The sequence below is a fragment of the Phyllobacterium phragmitis genome (assembly GCF_002980495.1).
Lineage (GTDB): Bacteria > Pseudomonadota > Alphaproteobacteria > Rhizobiales > Rhizobiaceae > Paramesorhizobium > Paramesorhizobium phragmitis.
Genome location: NZ_PVBR01000008.1, coordinates 171,436 through 191,494 on the forward strand (window position 1 = coordinate 171,436; position 20,059 = coordinate 191,494).

The window sequence follows — 20,059 nt, forward strand, 5'->3', positions numbered from 1 at the left end:
ACAGTGTTGGTCGGGGGGCGATTGAGATCGACCGGAATTCCGGTACCCAACCCGTGGGCGATGCCTAGGGCGTAGGCTTACATCGCTGGCGCTGGGCCTGCGTGCGTGCGAATATCACTATATGGGGAGACTTGGTCGGGACATATATCGCAGGAAGCTCGGTCGGTTAATTTCACAGAGCCTTGATGAAGACATGATCTCGCTCATCTCGGCCGTGGTGGCTGTCCAATCGGGCAACCAGAAGGCGCTTCGCGCTGTCCGCGACCTTCCCCCCGAAGCTGTCAGCGCGGAGCTGGGCTCGCCCTACCACATTCCGCTGTGGTCGCTCGAAACGCTGGTCAATGAATTACTAGCGACGCCGAAGCCCAAGGGGTTCGGTGTAGGTCGAACCAGGCTCCTCAACGCGAAATTGTTCCGCACACTCAAGACCCTGCATTCCGTCCTCGTCCATCTCGAGAACGCCGAAGACGGTATATTCCTCGAGAGCCACGATGTGTTCTCCGAGATGGCCCGCATAGCCCAACGCCAGTTCCCATGGCAGCGCGGCGTGGTCAACGCACCACATCTCTACCGCTCGATCCTGCTCTACGGGACTGGGACTGCCCGCGAGTACTTCGAGGTCAATGCCGGCACCTCGCTGCCCGACTTCGTGAAGACCGCAACCTACCTCTACGCAGCTCTGAGCAAGAACGGCTTCATCGACCGCTCCCGCGACTTATCTACGATCGGCGTCACGCCTGCCATGCGCGAGGCGGCGTTAGCGAGGACTGCGATTCTGCACGCTGAGGCGCGCACTCTCACAGCCCGGATGCGACGGGGGAAGCGCCATACTGCCTATAGTCCCAGCATCCTGCGAGACTTCCCGATCCTAGCGTTCGGGGATCAAGGTGAGCGACTCCGCGCACCGATTCCCGACCTAATCATGCACCGCTACACCTCGGGGCTCTACCTTGATGTAGTGCAGGGGGGGCCGTCCGTCTGGACTGACATCGGCAGACGGTTCGAGACCTATGTGCTCGAATATCTGCAGGCGATGCTGGAGCCATATCTAGTCACGGGCGAGAAGGAATATGGCCCGAAGAAGGCGCGGCATAGAACGCCGGATATCCTTGTTGCCAGAGATACGGGAATCGTCGCCGCTGTCGAGTGCAAGGCCAAGCGGATGAGCTTCGACGCCCGGTTCGCGGACGACCCCGTCGCAAGCGCCGCGCTCGGGTTCGACGAGCTCGCGAAAGGCATGTTTCAACTTTGGCGCTTCTTCTCGCACGCAAGGCGCGGACTCACGGGCGACCTGTCGGTCGACCTCGCGTGCCAAGGCGTGATCGTGACAGCGGACAGCTGGCTGACGATGGCGGCGAAGCAGGCCGAGAAGGTCGTCGCTGCGGCCCACATCCTCGCCAATGCCGAAGGCGACATCGAGGATATCGACCGGCGGGACATAGCCTTCTGCCAGATCGACGATGTCGAATACTCATTGCAGAACGGGACCGCCGAAAGCTTCCTCGCGGCGTGCCGCGAAATCGCGTCGGGGGAGAAGAAATGGTTCATGCTTTCAGTCGCAAGCTCTGCCAACCGCGATATCCTGCGGGAATATCCCTTCAAACACCGCATCCCCGAGCTGCTGCCCTGGCTGGATGATCCGAGCCGCCCTTCAGGCTGAGCTGCGCCCGCGCCCCATCTCAGACACTCGGGCAACCTTTACCTTCTCCCGAAAGCGGACGTTCCGGCTCGGCTCGTCTTAGCCGTGTCAGGCGCTGCTGACGCTGGCGGACTGCGAATCCTTGCGCAATATTCGTGTCGCGGCCTTGTTATGTTCCGGCGTGTTCCAGACCACGCCTTTGTCCGAGGGCGCCGTCAACAGGACCGTGGAGCAGGGCAGACCAGCTGCATCGAATTTGCGCGCGATGAACTCACTCTCGCCACGATCATGGCTCGACATGATCAGCTGATAGCCGTTCAATTCGACCATATTGCGCATCACGTCGACAAAAGCGGCAGTGTGGATGATGTCATTATGCTGCAGCGGATCGTCGAGCAGCAGTGCGCGCCAGCGTGACCAAGGATAGGCGGTACTCGCCGCGCACAGGATGCTGAAACCGTTCGCGGCAAGCTGGCCTTCACTCAGCACGACCTGAGGCGGCAAGTCCTTTTTCGTCTCGATCGCATTGTCGACCTTCTCGCGGTAGCGCAGCGCCATGCCGAAACTGGTCGCATCGACCCTGGTGTCGGCCTTGAACTGAACGCTTTCACCGGGCGTGCTCAGCATCGCCTCATTAAAATCGTCGATCACCGTATTGAGCGGGTCTAGCACGCGTGCCGAAAAATCGTCGGCCTGCTTCTGAAGGTCTTCCGAGTAGCGCTTTACCGCACTGCGTGCCGTGGTGGTGAGTTTGACCGCCGCCCGCGCTGCCTCGAGCTTGGTCTTGAGCGCGGCCAGATAGGCCACCGGATCCCGAACACCATCGTCGCCTCCAGTCGCCCGCATCGAAGCGACGATTTCGTCGATCTCGCTCTGGAGAAGCGCATCCTCATTTTCGCGGGCAAGGACGAGCTGGCGTTCGGCCAGTGACCGCAAACCCGCAAGAATGGCGTCGATGGCGGCGAGCCCGCGGTCATATTCAGTCTGGCTCGGAATGTCGTTGAGACCAGCGCGGGTCCAGCGCTGCTGCATCTGCCGCGCCGCCAGTTCCGAGGTTGTGCGGGCTGTTTCGGCCGCGGCAAGGTCGCGCTGTGCGAGGTCGAGCGCGGCCTGCTCGCGCTGGACGTCCGCAGAGGCGGTGGTCGCCGCCTCGCCCAGCTGTGCCAGACGAGCCCGCGCGCCTTCGCCGCGCTCGCGCTCAGCCGTCAATCTCGCCTCAATGTCGCCGATCGTTGCGTTCGACAGATTGCGTGCGGCGATGCGATCGGCGCAGGCCTTGTCCTCTGCCTGATACTTTGCCAGCCGGGTGCCAAGCTGATTGTCTCGCGCGATTAGTTCGTCGAGATTAACCGCAATGCTCAGCCGCTTTTCGGTTGCTGCCGCCGCGTTCGCAGCCAGCGGTTCCAGCGCTGCCTCTGCCGCTGCCAATGCGGCATCCGCATCGCGTGCCCGGCTTGCCGCAAGCGCGGCAAGGTCGCTATCGGGGTTGGTAGCGAGGGTTTGGGCAACGCTGGAGCGTGCATTTGTCACGGCGTGAGCGGTTGCCCTCGCGTCCCGTTCAAGCCCCTCGACCGCCGCCACGATCCCGCGAAGGCGACGGATTTCGTCGCTGAGCGCGGATCGGTTGCTCCGCAACGCCTCCAGCGCGTCATCGGCTTGCGCGAGACGATGGTCGCTGCCTGATGCGGCAGCATCGGCTAGCGCCTTGAGCGCGCCCGGTTCGAACCGCGTCTGACACACCGGGCAGTCGGTATCTTCCTCATGGATATGGCTGGCAAGCTGCGACAAAGCCGCGCTGATCGCCGATGCATGGCGATCGGCCTCGGCGCGTTCGCGTTCGGCGTCGGCAATCTTGCTGTCGAGATCGGAAAGCCGCGCTTCGAGCGGCGCCAGTTCGATTGCTGCGTGCGCGGCGGCTTCGCGTCCCTGCGTCAGTGCGGCCTGGGCGGCCCCGGACTTGCCTTCGAGATCGAGACAATCCGCCATCGACTCGTTGAGCGCGCGGGCGGATGCGGCGAGGCTTCGCAGCCGCGCGACTTGGGCACTGGCCTCGCCATGCTGGCTGATCGCCCCGTCGGCTTCCGCGATCGTCATGCGGTGCGCCGAGATCGCCTCGGTGAGCGACGCCCGATCCTGCTGCTCGGTCGAAATCGATACGGCCAGCTGGTCACGGTAGGCGAGATCGATACGCGCGGCGTCAAGTACGGCGATATTCTGGTCGATCGCGGCGATCGCGGCGTTCTGCGCGGTCACCGCGTCGCTGGCCGAGCTTACCAGCGGAGAGGCCCGATCTAAGCGCGCCTGCGCATCGTTCACCACGCTGCGCAGCCGCACGAGACTCGGGTGATCTAGCCGACCTTCGGCCTGACTGACCAGGAACTGCACCGGCAGCGCCGAGAGCCCCTCCAGCTCTGCCTTGCGTTCGCCGGTGGTACGCAGCGCCTCACGGATCATATCGCCAAGCGCCGCGAGGCGCTGCCCGACGCCTTCTATGGTGACAACTAGCGGCTGGCGCGCTGCGAGTTGCTGAAGGTCATTCTCGAGCTGATCGATCCGCGCAGCGACCTCGTCAGCCGTCAGCACTCCGGTGGCGCGGGCAGCCGCGCGAAGCCGCTCAAGGCGCGTCATCCATCCCTGCCAGTCCGCGATCTGCCGATCGAGCGTGACGACGACGCCTTGTTCGGCGTCGAGCCGGCGCGTGAATGCAGCGATGGTCGGTCGCCCGCGCAGTCCCGCGCGAATACGCTCGAGTCGATCAATGCCACTCGGCCCCTTGAGCGCCTGCCACTGGTCCTGCGGGTCGCGGCTGGTGAACCGCTGCTGCGCTGCCTGGCCAAGGAAATGAGTGAGGGCGAGATAGGTCCCAAGATCGTTAATTGTGCGGCGGTCGGGCCGCGCAAGTTGCGCGACGATGTTCGCCATCGCCGTACCGCCGGTGGCGCTGCGCTTGACGGCGTTGCCGTCCGAGAAGGTCAGCGTGACGCTATGCGAATCCGGCTCGGCGCCCCGGCGCGTAAGATAGTCCTTCTCGACGAGTTTTTTGCGGCCGTTGCTAATATATGGTTCGAACCGCCGAATCTTACTGGTCAGTCCCCATTCGATCGCATCGAAGAAGCTGCTTTTTCCCAAGCCGTTGGTGCCGGTGAGCAGAACAAGACCGGGCGCCGCCGGAATGTCGATCGCAAAGTCGCCGAAGGTCCGGAAATCATGGATCGCGATGCGGGAGAGGAAAATATCGCTCATGCCTGACCCCTCCGCCCCCAGGACTTGACTAACGCCGCAACAATATCATCCGGCGTCTTCTTCTCGTTGAGCGCGATACGCTCCCATTCGTCCGCCGTTGTCCGCGGTAGACCCGGCGCCGTCGCACCGGTGCCGCTCAGCTCATCAAGCGCCACGTTCTCAAACTGACCTTCAGCATGAACCCATGGTCGGGCGAGGAAGGTGCGCTTGAGAAAGTCGGCGAAACTCTCGTCGTCATTCAACGGGTCTTCGGGTCGCAGCCACGCCAGCTTGCGAGCAACACGGTCATCGCGCTCGACCATCAACGCCATCGCGCGCCAGGCTTCCTGCCGCTCGCTCGCACGTGGTCCCAACAGCATCAGCTGGAGATCCAGCGTCTCGTTGGTCCCAAGGAACGAGCGCGCGACGACGCATTGGTTGCGGCAACGCCTCAGCGTCTCGATCACCGCTTCCATGGCAGCGACGTCGGGGAGGATACCCAGCACGATGTTGAAGCGATCGATCCGGATCGCATGGCTCTCCGCCGGCAGATCGGTCGGACTGAGCGTCGTCGACTTGGTCGATCCGCCGTTGAAGGTTGCGCTCGCCAGTTCGGGCCGATCCTCAACCTCGAGCTCGAGCGCCAGCGCCGCCTTGCGCAGCCGGTCAGAGAAATCCGCCAGCCCAGGTGACTGAGTCGCAGTATCCGTCATGCCGCGCCTTTCATGATCCTCTTTTCGAGCGCCTCGAAGTGCCGTGCCTCTACCGTTGCTAGCAGAGCGCGTAGCTCGGTGAGGCCCGCCGCCGCCGCGTCGATGAAATCGCGACTGATCGACATGATCACCGGACCAGAGCCATCCGTATCGCTGAGCCCCGGCTGGTCAGTTTCAATCTGCGCGAACGGCCGCTCGGCGACTCGGCTGATCTCAATGGCATTTTTAACGACGAGAATGACGAATTGGGTTTGCCACATGAACGATGCGGCACACAGTGACATCTCGTCACCGTTGATCATATCGGCCGCGCAGCCATGACCGGCCCATTCGCTGTCACCGTTGCGCAGACGAACCAGATTGCCCGGCCTCGCGCCTTTCGGCGATGTAGCGTCCCAGGCTGCAGCGATGGCTAGCGCGACCGCGGTACCGCGCAGGATCACTGGCCATTTGCTGGGTCCGACGAGAATCTGCGCCGCATCGCGATGATCGTCCTCATCGACCGCACAGATCATCAGGCGTAGGAAATGGTTCAACAGCGCCGGGTCGTCGGTGAACGACGCATGCCATACCGCCCAGGTTGCGGCCATGGCCGCCCGAAGATCCTGCGCGATCTTCACGTTGATTGGCCGGCCGGGATCGGCATTGCTGGCGAAGAACGGCTGGAGATGCGCGTCCAAACGTTCTAGCAGCCAGCTGTCGAGCGACCGGTGGATACGACGCGCAAGAATATCGGGCGGCAGCGAAACCGGATCTTGGGCTGCACCGCCGGGATTGCCGTCGACGATCGCCGGCATCGCCATGCCTTCGGCATGCGGCGATTCTAGGCTGAGCTCGCGGACAAGCTGACTCCACAGGCCAGGCGCGGCGTGGAGCCGGCAATTGCTGCTGTGGCATGCGACCCGCAGCGCAGCACCGGCGACAGTACCAAGCGCCTCGGGACCATCCGGCAGGATGATCTCAAAAGGCTGTTGCTCGCTCCAAGATCGTATGAGCTGGTCCGCCGCGATCGCGCCCGACCAGCGAATGTTGGCGCCTTCGCGTAACAGCTGCACCGATATGGGAAGCTGGTTGGCCGCCAGTCGCTGCAGCCGCGGCGCGAGGACATTCGCGCTACGCGCCGCCTCCCGGAACAAAGCACGTGCCGGTCCTGACAATTTCGGGACAAGTGTCGCCTCGCCGTGTCGAGCGAGCCATTCCTTATGCGTCACATCAAAGCTGGCCAAGTGCGGCGCAAAGGGTGCCCGCACCACATCCCGCTGGGGACCGCGCCGAATGATCACCGCATCCGCCGCTACCGTCTCCCCGGCGCAATCGAGCCAGAAGGGGGCGACCACCGGTGCTGGATCCGGCGCGTCAATCCGGGCGACGACACCGCAATGCAAATGCCGGAAGGAGCGCCGGGCGTCGCCCGCACAAGCCTTGATGGTGAGATAGGCGGCGAGCCTGTTGATCGTTGCGGTGGAGACGTCGAACAGCTCTGCATGCTGGGTCTGAAACGTCAGCTGCACGCCGGGACGGAGTTGCTGCGCAACCTCCACGACGTCGGCCCGGCCGGCACGCGCGCCTTCATGGGCGCTGGCGTGGATCAATTCGTCGAGCACGATCAAGTCGCCCTTCTGAGGCAGGGTGGTCAGCACGGCGAAGTTGGCGAGATAGCCGCCGCCGAAGAACAACGCGCGCTCGGAGCCGAAGAAGCCGGCGGCCTTGGCCTCCAACGCCTCGTGCTCGGGGTCGTTGCCGCGCAGCAGGCGCGAGCCGGTGGCGCCGACAGGCGTGCCGTTGGCGATGCGGTTGCAACCGCATCGCCCATGCGCTCGCTGCTCGCCAGGGCGAGATAATCGTTGGAAGCGAAATCGAGCCCGGCGCGGCGGCTCAGCGAACGCAGCCGGTTCTTGCGGGCCAGCCCGCGCAGGCTGACCTCGTAGCGGTCGAGCAAAGCTTGCCTGTTCACTGGGCGTCGCGCTCCATCGGCTGGATGCCGAGACGGCGGAACAGAGCGCTGTCCTTGTCTTCCTCGGGGTTTTCAGCGGTCAAGAGCGTGTCGCCGACGAAGATGGAGTTGGCGCCGGCGAAGAAGCACAGCGCCTGCATCTCGTCGCTCATCGCCGTGCGCCCGGCCGACAGGCGCACATGCGACTTCGGCATCGTGATGCGGGCAAGCGCTATGGTGCGCACGAACTCGATCGGCTCGATCGGCTCGGCCGCGCCCAGCGGCGTTCCTTCGATCGGGATCAGCATATTGATCGGCACGCTGTCGGGGTGCTCGGGTAGGTTGGCCAGCGTCACCAGCATGTCAATGCGGTCAGCCTTCTCCTCACCCATGCCGACGATGCCGCCGCAGCAGACCTTGATGCCGCTGTCGCGGACATTGGCGAGTGTGTCCAAGCGATCGGCGAAGGTGCGGGTGGTGATGATCTCGTTGTAATAGCGCTCAGAGGTATCGATATTGTGGTTGTAATAGTCGAGGCCAGCCTGCTTCAGGCGCTGCGCCTGGCCGAGATCCAGCATGCCGAGCGTCATGCAGGTCTCCATGCCGAGATCCTTGACACCCTCGATCATCGCGACCACGGCATCCATGTCGCGGTCCTTGGGGCTGCGCCAGGCGGCCCCCATGCAGTAGCGCGTGGCGCCGGCGGCGCGCGCTTTCCTGGCTTCGGTCAGAACGCGCTTCACTTCCATCAGCTTCGAGGCCTTGAGGCCGGATTCGTGATGCGCCGATTGGCTGCAATATCCGCAATCCTCAGGGCATCCGCCCGTCTTGATCGAAAGCAGGCGAGATAGTTGCACCCGGTTCGGATCGAAATTCGCGCGATGGATGGTCTGCGCTCGAAAGATCAGGTCGTTGAAGGGCAATTCATAGATCGCCTCGGCGTCCTCGCGGCTCCATTGGCGTCGTGTCCTATTGAGCGGTTCTACGTTGGGGTGCGGGTCCAATCCGGCGTTCATGCGCTCTCCATTGTGGGGACGTTTTACCGGCCATCCCGCTCGAGGCGAGCCATCTGCCGCACCGAAGGACGAAGTCCGGTCCGATATTGAAGCGAATGGATGGGCGGTCCATTTGCCCACCTTCGCCGCATCGGCTTTCAGAAATTATCTATAATTTCGATTCTCTATCGCTAAAATAATACGTAGAAACGCGGTCGTGGCAATAGCTAGCGCGGAGACGGCGGGATTCGTGGTCAGTCGTGGGTCGAAGCAGCCGCCTATTGGGGTTTTTTTTGTCCGATCGTTTGGATGTGGCGGGCGAGCGCGGACGCCGCGATTTCCGTCTGGCCAGCCCTTAAGGCATCGAGGATCGTGCGATGATCACGATCGGTGGGGGCTTCCCATTCAGCCCGCCAGCCAGAGAAGAGGAAGCGCGCGCTTGCCGTATGCAGGTCCTCAATGGCCTTGAGCAGTCGCGGCATCCCACAAGGACTCAGGATCGTTCGGTGGAAGCTTCTGTTTGCCGTTTCCCATGCCTGAACGTCACGGGCGCGGTCGCCGGTCCTGTTGGCTTCCTCTGCCTGGTCGAGAATGGCCCTTGTCAAATGCGGCATGGCGTTGCGCAGGGCCAGGACTTCGAGCGCCGCGCGCATCTCGGCGACTTCCCGGACTTCCTCAAGGCTGAAGTCTGCTACACGAACGCCTCGGCGGGGCTCGCTGACGACCAGCCCTTGGGATTCCAAACGCCGGAATGCCTCCCGGACCGGCACATGGTTCGCGCCGAATTCCTCGGCGATATGCTCCTGCCCGAGCCGGGAACCCGGTTCGAGTTTCCCTGCGATAATTCGATCTGCCAGCACCTTGCTGATCTGCACGGCGATCGTGTCGTCTTTCGCTTTTATCATGTTTTATAGATAATTCGGATGGATGGCGCCGTCGAGCAGTAAAGCGGCGACGAAACCTGCTCGATGAGACCGCGCTCGAGATCGCACTCCAGCATTTCTGGACGTAGCGAGAGGAAGTCGAACGTATAGGGGTCTTTGAGAATCTGGTGGGCAAGCTCGGATTGCTCGGCCAGGAGGGCCGCGAGAAGTCGGTCAGAGCATTGCCTTGCCGACGAAAGATTGCTGTCAATCTGGTGGACGTGAACGTTCCGGCTCCAGCCGTACTCGCTACGAAGCCAGCGGAAAGATGGGCGAAGGGCAGGGTGCGCGCGCCGACATCACCTACCGCCTCCGACGGTCGCATGATCTATGTGCCTGAGAATACCGGGAAACCACCCGAGTAAGTGTGGCTGCACTACTAAAAGGTTGGCGGTCCTTTTTGGCTTCAGGTCATGCGGCGTTCCGTTCCCAACTTGCGTCCGTCGGCCTCATACTCAGAACAGATTGCTCGAGGTTTCACTGCATTAGCAGGAGGTCTCTGCAAAGCGCTCGATGCGAAAATCATGTAGCGGCGTTTCGGTCCGCCCCTTGGCGATAAGCTCGGCCATCACGTCGCCGACACCGGGGCCGAGCTGGAAGCCGTGTCCGGAGAATCCGAAGGCGTGGAATAGACCGGGCGTGGTCGCCGACGGTCCCATCACAGGGAGGCCGTCGGCCACATAGCCCTCGCAGCCGGACCAGGTGCGAATGACGGAAACCTTCGCCAGTGCGGGCAGAAGCGGCAGCAGCACGAGAAGCTGTCGCGGCAGGCTGGCCGGATCGGCTTTCGCGTGGCCTGGGTCGAGCGCGACCTGGGTGCGCTCGACCCCGCCGCCGAACACGATGTTCCCCCGCTCGACCTGACGGAAATAGCCTTCGATGCCGTCTCCGCCCCAGACGCCGACAACGGGCATGATGCGGTGTGGCAGGGGTTCCGTGACACCCATTTGCGGACCGCGCGCCTCGATTGGCACCGGCTCCCCGAACGCGGCGGCGATCTGCGCACCCCAGGCCCCGGCGGTGTTGAGCAGGACTTCCCCGCCGATGCTGCCCCTGGAGGTCTCCACCTCGAACCCCGAGGCGGTTTTCGTGATCGAACCGACCTCGACCTGTTCGACGATCTCGGTGCCGAGACTTCTTGCCGCTGCAGCAAAGGCGGGTGCTATCAGACGGGGATTGCCGCTGCCGTCGCCGGGTGAGAAGGACGCACCGATTGCATCCGGGCCGATGCCCGGAAAACGGGCGCGGACTTCACGCATCTCCATCTCGTCGAGGACCAGTCCCCAGGGCCTCGCTGCATCGATGAACGAGCGCATCGATGCAAGCCCATTTTTACCGAAGACGAGGCGCAGGTGGCCGGTCGGGCGAAACTCGACATCCTGCCCCAGCATCGCTTCGGCCTTGCGCCAGAGGGACAGCGAGCGGTGCGCCAACGGAAGCTGCGGCAGATAGCGGCCGCTCCTGCGGATGTTGCCGAAGGAAGCGACGGTCGCCCCGCTGCCCACCCGATTGCGTTCGACAAGTGTCACCTTCAAGCCGCGCCGGGCAAGAAAATAGGCCGAGGCGGTCCCCATCAGCCCGCCGCCAAGCACGATGACGTTCACGCAGAATTCCTCCGGTTTCATGCCCTCCTCAGACTGTGTGCGGATGGGCGATGGAAGTCAAAGTCGGGAATGCATGCCGCCCATAAGTGCGGCCTATGGGGCATCGACCCAAGAGTATAAGCGGGACTTATGGTCGCCCACCGTTTCGATCTTGGACCTCGGCCGCCAAGCCGTGCCAGCTTTTTGCAAGAGCAGCGAAAGGACTGGACATGACAAGCGCTACGAATGCGGCCTCGACAGACCGGGCCGGTGGCGAGGACTGGAAGGTGGGGGTAGACATCGGTGGAACCTTCATCGATTTCTGTGCGCTGGAGGCACGATCCGGCCGCGTGACCTCTCTGAAGGTTTTGACGGCGCCCGACGATCCGGGCGCGGAACTGATGATCGGGCTGACGCTCCTCGCCGAACGTGAGGGCCTGGACCCGGCGGCAATCAGCCGCTTCGTGCATGGCACGACGGTCGGCATCAATACCGTCATCCAGCGGCGCGGCGTCTCGCTTGCGCTCTTGACCAATGCCGGCTTCGAGGATGTCATAGAGTTGGCGCGCCTGAGAATGTCCGATGTCTATTCGCTGTTCTGCGCGCGTCCGGATCAGCTCATCTCGCGCGACATGATCTTCGGCATTCCGGCGCGCCTGCGGGCCGACGGCAGCGAGGCACGCGCGCCGGACATGACAGCCGTCGCAGAGGCCGTCGCGGCCGCGAAGGCGAGGGGGGCTGCCGGCATCATCGTCTCTTTCCTGCACGCCTGGCGCAATTCCGCCCAGGAAATCTCCGTCAAACATGAGGTCGAGCGGCTTGCCCCGGAGCTGTTTGTCTTCACGTCGTCGGAAGTCTGGCCGGTGATCCGCGAATACGAGCGCACCACGACGACGATCCTGAACGGCTATGTCCATCCCCGCATCTCCGGATATCTCACCGCTCTCGAGGAGAGGCTGACGTCGCGCGGCGTCACGGCTCCCGCCCTTCTCACCAAGTCGAACGGCGGGCTGATGAATGCGGCGGAGGGCAAGCGCTCCTGCGTGCAGATGCTTCTCTCTGGAACGGCATCGGGCGTGATCGGAGCAGCGTGGCTTGCCCGGCGAGCTGGGGAGCGGCAGGTGCTGACCCTCGACATTGGTGGCACCTCCGCCGACTTCGCACTCATCATTGACGGCGAGCCGCAATTCGGCACCGGAGAGTTGATCGGCGAATTCCCGCTGCATATTCCCTCGGTATCGGTCAGCTCGATCGGCATCGGCGGCGGTTCGATCGCCAGCGTTGATCAGCACCGCGTGCTGCGTGTCGGCCCGGAATCGGCGGGCTCGGTACCCGGCCCCGCCTGCTACGGCCGCGGCGGCAGCGAACCGACGGTGACGGATGCGATGACGGTCTGCGGCTGGCTCGGTCACAGTGAGATGGCCTATGGTCAGCTGCAGATCGACGTGAGTCTGGCGCGTGCGGCGGTTGCCAGGCTTGCGGCCCGGATCGGCCGCCCGGTGGAGGCGGCTGCCCGGGCGATCCTCGATGTGGCGATCTCGGAAATGTTCGTCGAGGTCGAAAAGCTCGCCTCGCGCGCAGGCGTCGATCTCCGGGACTTTACGCTGATACCCTTTGGCGGCGGCGGCCCGATGCTGGGCGCATTCCTCGCGCGCGAGTTCGGCATGGCAAAGGTCATTGCTCCGCCCCGGCCCGGCGTCGTCTCGGCACTGGGGGGACTGGTCGCGGACCTGCGCGGCGATTTCATTCGCACGGTCTTTGTCCAGCTCGCAGAAGAGGCGGCTCCCGTGCTGCGCGAAGCCCTCTACGCTCTCGTATGCGAGGGCCGGGTCTGGCTTGCCGCACAGGGGCACGAGGGCCCGGCCGACCTCAGGATATCGGCCGACATGCGCTATTTTGGACAGAGCTTCGAGATCGAGGTGCCGATCGAGCCGGCGTGGATCCACGACGGCAATCGTCCGGCAATGGAGGCGGCGTTCCACGCCATGCATGCCCATCTCTACGATTTTTCTGATCCGGAGGGCGAGGTCGAACTCGTCAACCTGCGGCTTTCGGCGATCGGCGCGGGCCCTGTCCTCGAATTTCCGGTGGCGTCGAAAGAGGTGGCGAGCGTTGCCTCCCCCGAACGGATGATCCCGGTCTACATCGGTAGCGCTGTCGAGGAGATAGGCCTCTTTCGTCGCGATGGGCTCAACCCCGGAGATCACTTCAGCGGTCCGGCCGTGGTGGCACAGGACGACACGACCTTTGCTATTCCCGCCGGCGCCGAAGCTCGCGTCGACCGCCACATGAACATTCATCTCACCTTTGCGGAGTAACGCCCATGTTCGACCAGATCAACCTGCGTGTTTTCGCAAACCATGTGCGGGCGGCGGCCGAGAACATGGCCTATACGCTGCAGCGCACGGCGCATTCGGCCTTCGTCAAGGAAACGGAGGACTTCACCGTCATGCTGATGAACCGCAGGGGCGAGACCTTCGGCGTGCCAATGGGGCTCGGCGCCACCTGGTATCCGGGCCTCACCTGGGGCCGGGTCATCGATATGGTGGAGGACTACCGGCCAGGAGACGTCGCCTTCACCAACGATCCCTATTCCGGCCATGTCGCGACCCATGCGCCGGACACCCATCTCTGGAAGCCCGTCTTCTACGACGGCGAGATCATCGCCTGGACCGGCGGCCATATCCACAATACCGACATGGGCGGCGCCGTGCCTGCGTCGTTATCGCGAGCCCTGACGGATATCCATCAGGAGGGTATCCGCTTTCCGCCGATGAAGCTGGTCAGGGAGGGAATCTTCGATGAGACCATCCTGAGAATCATGACGACCAATGTGCGCAAGCCCGACCTCAATCTCGGAGACATCAAGGCGCTGGTCGGTGCGCTCAACACCGGCGAGCGCAAGATCCTCGCCATGGTGCAGAAGTTCGGAAAACAGGTCTTTCTCGAAGGCGTCGAGGCGCTTTTGGACCACGCCGAGGCGCAGGCGCGGGCCATCTTGCGGTCTATACCGGACGGAACGTGGGAGTTCGTTGACTATGCGGACGAGGATTCGGTGGAAGCCAATCCGTGCCGCTTGAAGCTGACATTGACAATCAAGGGAGACGAATCGGTTCTCGATTTCACCGGTTCCGATCCGCAGCTCGGCTCCTCGCTGAACGTGCCCTCTGGTGGTGATCCACGCCATACGATGCTGCTGGTCGGCGTTTATTACGTCCTCTACACACTGAACCCGAACATCCTCCTCAATACCGGGCTCACCCGCCCCTTCACCTGCATCGCGCCCAAGGGCAGCGTGCTCAATCCGGTGCAGCCGGCTGCGGTCGGCATGCGTTCGCTCACCTGCGCGCGGCTGCGGTCCGTCATCTTCGGCGCTTTCAGTCAGGCCGTGCCGGAGCGTCTGCCGGCCGCGCCTGCCGGCAACAACTGCATCGTCAACGTCATGACGACGGACGAGAGGTCAGGGCGCAGTGTGCTGGCGGCAGTCAACCCGGTGGTCGGGGGTGGCGGCGGCATGCCGCATCGCGACGGCACCAACGGCTCGGGCGCGGATGCCGCCTATCTCAAGAACACGCCAATCGAAATCACCGAGACGGAGGTACCGATCGAGTTCCTGCGCTACGGGCTGGCGCGCGACAGCGGCGGGGCTGGGCGCTGGCGCGGAGGTCTTGCCACAGAAATGGCCTTCAGGGTTTTTGCGCCGGGAAGCCGGATCACCGCACGCAACCGCGACCGCAGCTTCTTCCGCCCATGGGGCGTGCTGGGCGGCTGCGCTGCGGGCCTGTCCGACATGGTGCTCAACCCCGGAACGGATCGCTACCGGCGGCTCGGTAATATCGACACGGCCGTCCTGCAACCGGGCGACGTGCTGGAGATACGATCGGCCGGAGGCGGCGGGCGAGGCAATCCGCAGGAACGCGAGATCTGGCGTGTCGCAAGGGACGTGGAGCGGGGCTATGTGTCCGTCGAGGCTGCCGAACAGGGCTACGGGGTCGTGATCCGTCAAGGCGTAGTCGACGAGGCCGCGACGGCCAGCCTGCGCTCCGTGGCTGCCGCACCTGCCGGGCATTTCAACTTCGGTCCCGAACGCGAGGGCTACGAGGCGCAATGGACGCCCGCCTCCTATGCCCTGTTGACGGATATCCTTGCGGGGCTTCCGATCCATTGGCGCTTCTTCGCCAAGACGGAGATTTTTCGGCGCATGAAGAACAGGGCTGGACATGACGGCGTCGCGGCCGCCTTCGCGGAAGTCCGGGCACGCTTTCAAGAGATGCCCGAGCCGGCTCTGGCCGGCCGGCAGGCCGCCGAATGAAACCGGATATGCGACAAGACTTCGGCGGCGGGCGGATCGTCCGCCTTGCGGAGTTTGAGAGGCCTCGGGTCCGATTTTTCCTGAATGGCGTCGTATGCGAAGCGTTGGCCGGCGACACGGTTCTGACGGCCATTCTTGTTTCCGCTCCGGCGCTTCGGCGCTCGGAGTTTGGACCGGAGGCGCGCGCAGGATTCTGCCTGATGGGCGCCTGCCAGGACTGCTGGATCTGGCAGGAGGACGGGATGCGCCTCAGGGCGTGCTCCACCCCGATTGCGGAGGGAATGCGGCTTGCGACCGAGGTGCCGGAGTGCTGGCCATGACCGTGCCAAAGGCATCAACAGTGGTGATAGTTGGCGCCGGGCCTGCCGGAATCCGTGCCGCAGGGGTGCTTGTTGCTGCTGGCATCAGGCCGGTCGTCCTTGATGAAGGGCAAAGGGTGGGTGGGCGGATCTACCGCCGCCCACCCCAGGGCTTCATGCGTCCGCCGGAACTGCTCTACGGGCCGGACGCTGGCAAGGCATGCGCCCTGCACGTGCTGTTCGATACCATGGTGGCGGAGGGCCGGGTTGACTATCATCCGCTGAGCTCCGCCGTCGCCGTGGCGGACGGTGCGCTTTATGCCATGACGCCCGGTGGCCGCAGGACATTCGCATATGACCGCCTGATCCTCGCGACGGGTGCCACCGATCGCCTGGCACCGGTGCCAGGCTGGCAGTCGGCCGGTGTGTACAGTCTGGGTGCGGCGCAGATTGCGCTAAAGGCGCAGGGCGTGGCACTCGGCCGGAAAATCGTGCTGGCCGGATCCGGGCCGTTGCTGACGCTGGTTGCCTCTCAACTACGGAAGGCGGGCGCGAAGGTTGCAGCCGTGCTCGACACCGCGCCGCTGTCCGCGCAGGTGTTGGCTTTGCCGGGCATGCTGGCCCGGCCCGGGCTGGTGCTTAGGGGCTTGCGGATGCGCCTTCGGCTCGGCCGGTGCTACCATGCCGGTGTCATGCTGGACGGGATCGATTGCAACGAGCGCGGCCCGGTCAGCATCCGCTGGCGCGACATGCGGGGCAGATCCCGCGTCACCGCCTGCGACATGGTGGGTCTCGGCTGGCATCTGCGCGGCGAGATGCAACTTGCTGGACTTGCCGGCTGCGCCTTCGATTATGATGAAGGGTGGGCGCAATGGTTGCCCCGCACTGACAGGCTGGGCCGCGCGGCGGAAGGACTTTATCTCGCCGGCGACGGTGTGCGGATCTTGGGGGCAGATGGCGCCGAGCTTACGGGGCGGCTGGCAGCAACTGCCTGCCTGTCGGATATGGGCCTGCCTGCGCCTGATGTCACACCCGACCTGTGCCGGCTGGCGCGCTACGAGCGCTTCGCCCGCGCTCTGGCCCGGGCCTTTCCCTGGCCGGACGCCATGCTGCGCACTGTCCCCGACGAAACGATCGTCTGCCGCTGCGAAGGGATCACGGCCGGAGAGGTGCGCGAGACCGCCGCCTGCAGCGGTGCGGAGGCCAACAGGGTGAAGTCGCTTGCCCGCATCGGCATGGGCCGCTGCCAAGGGAGGTATTGTCAGTTGGCTGGTGCTGAACTGATCGCCGCGCGGGCCGGCATCGCGGTCTGTGCGGCCGGGCGCCTACGCGAACAGGCCCCGGTGCGTCCCGTCCTCATCGGGGCATGGATCGGTGAGGGATAGGTTGCCCGAAAAATGAAGGGGTTGTGCCCTATCTTGCCACGCTGCCGACCCGCAGCACCTTCAGGCAGGCATCGCGCAGGCAGTCGCGCATGGCGGCATGATTTCCCGTGAGCGGCCGGTCCTTGCTGGTAAGCAGGGCCACCGGGACCGTCAGTCGGGGCAGGAAGGTGCGGCGAACCAGACCCGGAAACTGTTCCCACGGCAGTAGACCGTCGACGATTGCGATGCCGAAACCGTCGCGCACGAAAGGCAGCGCGGTGATGGAAATGTCGATCTCGATGGCGGGGTTGAAAGCAAGGGTTTCTGCCTCTGCAGCACCTGCGAGCAGTTGGCCGGGAAGCGTGTCGGCGCGATAGGAAATCAGGGGCTCGTCCTGGATGTCGGCAAAGCCGATCATGTCTTGGCTGGCCAAGCGATGGTCTTCGGGCACGACGCAGATCAGCTCGGCATTGCCGAGCGTCTCCACCTCGATCCCATGCCGGGGCATGTTGTTCATGACGATGCCGATGGGGGCGTCGCCGCTTCGCACCATATCGACCACATTGTCGAGCGGGGCTATCAGCGAGCGCACGACAATGTCGGGATGGACATTGCGGAAGGCCGAAAATGCCTTCGGTACAATGGCCATGGCCGGTGGAGCGGAGGCAGCGATCCGGATCAGACCGGTGCGGCCGAAGCGCATGTCCATCGTGCGTCGTCTCAGTGCGCCGATCTCGGCAAATATGCGCTCCGCTTCGGGATAGAGTTCTTCGGCTTCGCGCGTCGGAACCAGCTTTCCGCGTACACGGGTGAACAGTTTAAAACCGAGTTGATCTTCGGTGTGCATGAGTATCTGGCTCAGCGCCGGCTGCGAGATGTTGAGCATTTTGGCGGCGCCTGTCACGGTTCCGCGGCGCATGACCATGCAGAAGACTTCGAGCTGGCGTGCTTGCATCGGGACGTCCGGTCTTTATGGCACATGGGCGGCGGAGGCAGCCTATCGCCAAATGCGGTGTTTCAAAAGTCTGTGACTTTACCCCATGCGGATTGCGAGAATCGGTCCGGATGATAGGGGCGGGGGTCGACCAGAGGGTCAGATCCCATGACGATATCCGCGATAAGATGACCGGCACCAGGGCCAATACCGAAACCGTGACCGCTGAAGCCGGCGGCCAGGATGAAACCAGGCACTGCCGGTGTCTCCCCGATGGCCGGTACGCCGTCCGGGGTCGAGTCGATGTAGCCAGCCCAGCTCGCAGTAACGCGGCGGCCCTTCAATGCCGGCAGCAACTCTGCGGCGCGATCGAAAGTCCGTCGGATCGTACCGCGATCGACGGCAGGATCGAGGATCCGCATGTGTTCCATTGGCGTTGGACGGTCGATCTGCCAGCGCGTCAAGCTCTCGTGGCCGCTGCGTATGCCTTCGAGGCCGCCCGGCGATAGGGAGCGCCAGCGGCGCAGGAACATCGGCAGGAATTGAGGAGCAAAGCGGATTTTCTGGAGGGTGGGGTCCACCCGGCCACGGCCGCTGATGGCAAGCGTATATCCGCCGTCGCTGCGGCGTGTTACCGAGACGCGGGCCGTATGCAGCGCATCGGGAAGCACAGCTTCTCCCGGAGCGACGGAAAGGATCGATGATCGGATGGACGCCTGGGGGAACCGGATGCCGAGTTGGCGGCAGAATGAAGAAGCCCAGGCACCACCGGAAAGGATTGCCGTGCCGGTGCGGATGGCACCATGCTCGGTGACGACGGCGGAAAGCCGCCCGCCCTCCGTCTCGATGCCGCGGGCGGCGCAGTTCTGGAGCACGGTTCCGCCAAGCTTGAGGATGGCGCGAGCGACAGCCGGTGCGGCGCGGGACGGGTCGGCTGTCCCGTCGCTCGGTGAAAAGACGCCGCCCTTCCAGGCGCGGCCGGTCGCCGCCCCCCGCTCGCTGGCAGCGGCGCTGTCCAGCATATGGGTCGTCACGCCGACGGTGCGCGCGAAATCCCGCCACCGCGCCCAGCCGGCCAGTTCTTCCTCGCTGTTGCTCAGATAGAGAAGCCCGCAGCGGCGAAAGTCGGTGTCCTCGCCGCTCTCTTCGGCGAATTGCTCCCAGAGATCGAGGCTCTTCGTCGCCATGGGCAGTTCACGTGCATCGCGGTTTTGCTGGCGGCACCAACCCCAATTGCGGCTCGACTGTTCCGCACCGACGCGCCCCTTCTCCACCACGACAACTTTCAGGCCTCTTCTGGCGAGATAATATGCGGTAAAGACCCCGACGATGCCGGCACCGATGATGACAGCATCGGCCGAGCGGGGGAGTTCGTCTGAGCTTTCCACAAGCGTGAGCGGTGCAGGCATGGGTATCGGTCTCCTTGTCGCGCAACCAGCATAACGGCTCGTCCGTGCCAAGGGTGCCGCACATACCTGTTGCGCAGCAGAATATTCCGTGACGGTGCATCAATGCCGATGGTTGTGCGGAGGGCTTCTGGGCAGAATGGAATAGACAAGCTTCGCCATAGTGTTAAGCTTGATCGAGGACTTCCGCAGCATATAATTCCGCCGCTTTTTCGGCGCTTATCGGAGAGCAGCGTAGATGAAACTCGACAGGATCGACATCAAGATTCTCTATGAGTTGCAAAAGAACGGCCGCATCGCGAATGTTGAGCTAGCCGGGTTGGTGAACTTGTCTCCCAGCCCGTGCCTGATGCGTGTCAAGAAGCTTCAGCAGGAAGGCTACATCAAGGGTTATTCCGCGCAGATCAATGTCGGCAAGCTCGGTCAGACACTGACCGTTTTTACCGAAATCACCTTGAAGAACCACCGGCAGATCGACTTTGCCCGATTCCTGGCGGTCGTGGAGAAGATCGATCAAGCGATCGAATGCCATCTGGTGTCGGGCGGTTACGACTATCTGATCAAGTTCGTCACCGCCGGTATTGGCGAATATCAGGGGATCATGGAACGGCTGACCGACATGGATATCGGCATCGACAAATATTTCAGCTTCGTCGTGCTGAAATCGCCGATCGTCAAGGCTCATATGCCGCTGACCAGCCTGTTCCCGCTTTAGGGCAGTTGCTCGATTTCAAGT

At 63.6% G+C, this 20,059-nt stretch carries 14 protein-coding genes and 1 pseudogene; 6 read left to right on the plus strand and 9 right to left on the minus strand.

The annotated features are described in order from the left end of the window. Positions 1-193: 193 nt before the first annotated feature. On the plus strand, positions 194-1,660 hold the full coding sequence (locus C5748_RS13135; protein ID WP_105742383.1) for a hypothetical protein: 1,467 nt from the start codon (positions 194-196) through the stop codon (positions 1,658-1,660). A gap of 87 nt (positions 1,661-1,747) precedes the next feature. Here the strand turns inward: C5748_RS13135 and C5748_RS13140 are convergent, their stop codons facing one another. From C5748_RS13140 to C5748_RS13170, 7 genes and pseudogenes are all read right to left on the minus strand, one after another. Next, a complete protein-coding gene (locus C5748_RS13140) occupies positions 1,748-4,882 on the minus strand; it encodes an AAA family ATPase (protein ID WP_105742384.1) in 3,135 nt (1,044 codons plus the stop codon). After that, a complete protein-coding gene (locus C5748_RS13145) occupies positions 4,879-5,574 on the minus strand; it encodes an ABC-three component system middle component 1 (protein ID WP_105742385.1) in 696 nt (231 codons plus the stop codon). The genes C5748_RS13140 and C5748_RS13145 overlap by 4 nt, the downstream gene beginning before the upstream one ends. Beyond that, positions 5,571-7,115: an ABC-three component system protein gene (locus C5748_RS29315; protein WP_342588360.1), complete on the minus strand. Its 1,545-nt coding sequence runs from the start codon at positions 7,113-7,115 to the stop codon at positions 5,571-5,573. The genes C5748_RS13145 and C5748_RS29315 overlap by 4 nt, the downstream gene beginning before the upstream one ends. Before the next feature lie 3 nt (positions 7,116-7,118). Then, positions 7,119-7,528 (minus strand): annotated as a pseudogene (locus C5748_RS13150) (aminotransferase class I/II-fold pyridoxal phosphate-dependent enzyme); the annotation flags it as partial. Beyond that, positions 7,525-8,523 carry a biotin synthase BioB gene (gene bioB / locus C5748_RS13155; protein ID WP_105742386.1) on the minus strand — a complete coding sequence of 333 codons (999 nt, stop codon included), beginning with the start codon at positions 8,521-8,523 and terminating at the stop codon, positions 7,525-7,527. The gene bioB and the pseudogene C5748_RS13150, both read right to left, overlap by 4 nt. A gap of 257 nt (positions 8,524-8,780) precedes the next feature. Beyond that, positions 8,781-9,407: a GntR family transcriptional regulator gene (locus tag C5748_RS13160; protein ID WP_105742387.1), complete on the minus strand. Its 627-nt coding sequence runs from the start codon at positions 9,405-9,407 to the stop codon at positions 8,781-8,783. Positions 9,408-9,910: 503 nt separating this feature from the next. Continuing rightward, entirely contained in the window at positions 9,911-11,029 is a 1,119-nt protein-coding gene (locus C5748_RS13170) for an NAD(P)/FAD-dependent oxidoreductase (protein ID WP_105742464.1), read from the minus strand. 209 nt (positions 11,030-11,238) lie between these two features. On the opposite strand from C5748_RS13170, the gene C5748_RS13175 reads away from it, so the two are divergent. Genes C5748_RS13175 through C5748_RS13190 form a run of 4 tightly spaced genes read left to right on the plus strand, consistent with a single transcriptional unit; the run spans position 11,239 to position 17,004 of the window. Then, on the plus strand, positions 11,239-13,326 hold the full coding sequence (locus C5748_RS13175; protein ID WP_105742389.1) for a hydantoinase/oxoprolinase family protein: 2,088 nt from the start codon (positions 11,239-11,241) through the stop codon (positions 13,324-13,326). A gap of 5 nt (positions 13,327-13,331) precedes the next feature. Next, the gene (locus C5748_RS13180) at positions 13,332-15,320 is read left to right on the plus strand and encodes a hydantoinase B/oxoprolinase family protein (protein ID WP_105742390.1); all 1,989 of its coding nucleotides are present in this window, start codon (positions 13,332-13,334) and stop codon (positions 15,318-15,320) included. Continuing rightward, positions 15,317-15,640 carry a (2Fe-2S)-binding protein gene (locus C5748_RS13185; RefSeq protein ID WP_105742391.1) on the plus strand — a complete coding sequence of 108 codons (324 nt, stop codon included), beginning with the start codon at positions 15,317-15,319 and terminating at the stop codon, positions 15,638-15,640. Before C5748_RS13180 ends, C5748_RS13185 begins: the two co-directional genes overlap by 4 nt. Beyond that, on the plus strand, positions 15,637-17,004 hold the full coding sequence (locus C5748_RS13190; protein ID WP_105742392.1) for an FAD/NAD(P)-dependent oxidoreductase: 1,368 nt from the start codon (positions 15,637-15,639) through the stop codon (positions 17,002-17,004). The genes C5748_RS13185 and C5748_RS13190 overlap by 4 nt, the downstream gene beginning before the upstream one ends. A gap of 28 nt (positions 17,005-17,032) precedes the next feature. On the opposite strand, the gene C5748_RS13195 is transcribed toward C5748_RS13190, so the two are convergent. Continuing rightward, positions 17,033-17,938 carry a LysR family transcriptional regulator gene (locus C5748_RS13195; protein ID WP_105742393.1) on the minus strand — a complete coding sequence of 302 codons (906 nt, stop codon included), beginning with the start codon at positions 17,936-17,938 and terminating at the stop codon, positions 17,033-17,035. A 62-nt stretch (positions 17,939-18,000) separates the two neighbouring features. Beyond that, positions 18,001-19,326, minus strand: a complete 1,326-nt coding sequence (locus tag C5748_RS13200) for an NAD(P)/FAD-dependent oxidoreductase (RefSeq protein ID WP_105742394.1) — start codon at positions 19,324-19,326, stop codon at positions 18,001-18,003. Between the two features lie 235 nt (positions 19,327-19,561). Here C5748_RS13200 and C5748_RS13205 point away from each other — a divergent pair, with 235 nt between their 5' ends. Continuing rightward, the gene (locus tag C5748_RS13205) at positions 19,562-20,038 is read left to right on the plus strand and encodes an Lrp/AsnC family transcriptional regulator (protein ID WP_105742395.1); all 477 of its coding nucleotides are present in this window, start codon (positions 19,562-19,564) and stop codon (positions 20,036-20,038) included. The last annotated feature ends 21 nt before the right edge of the window (positions 20,039-20,059 follow it).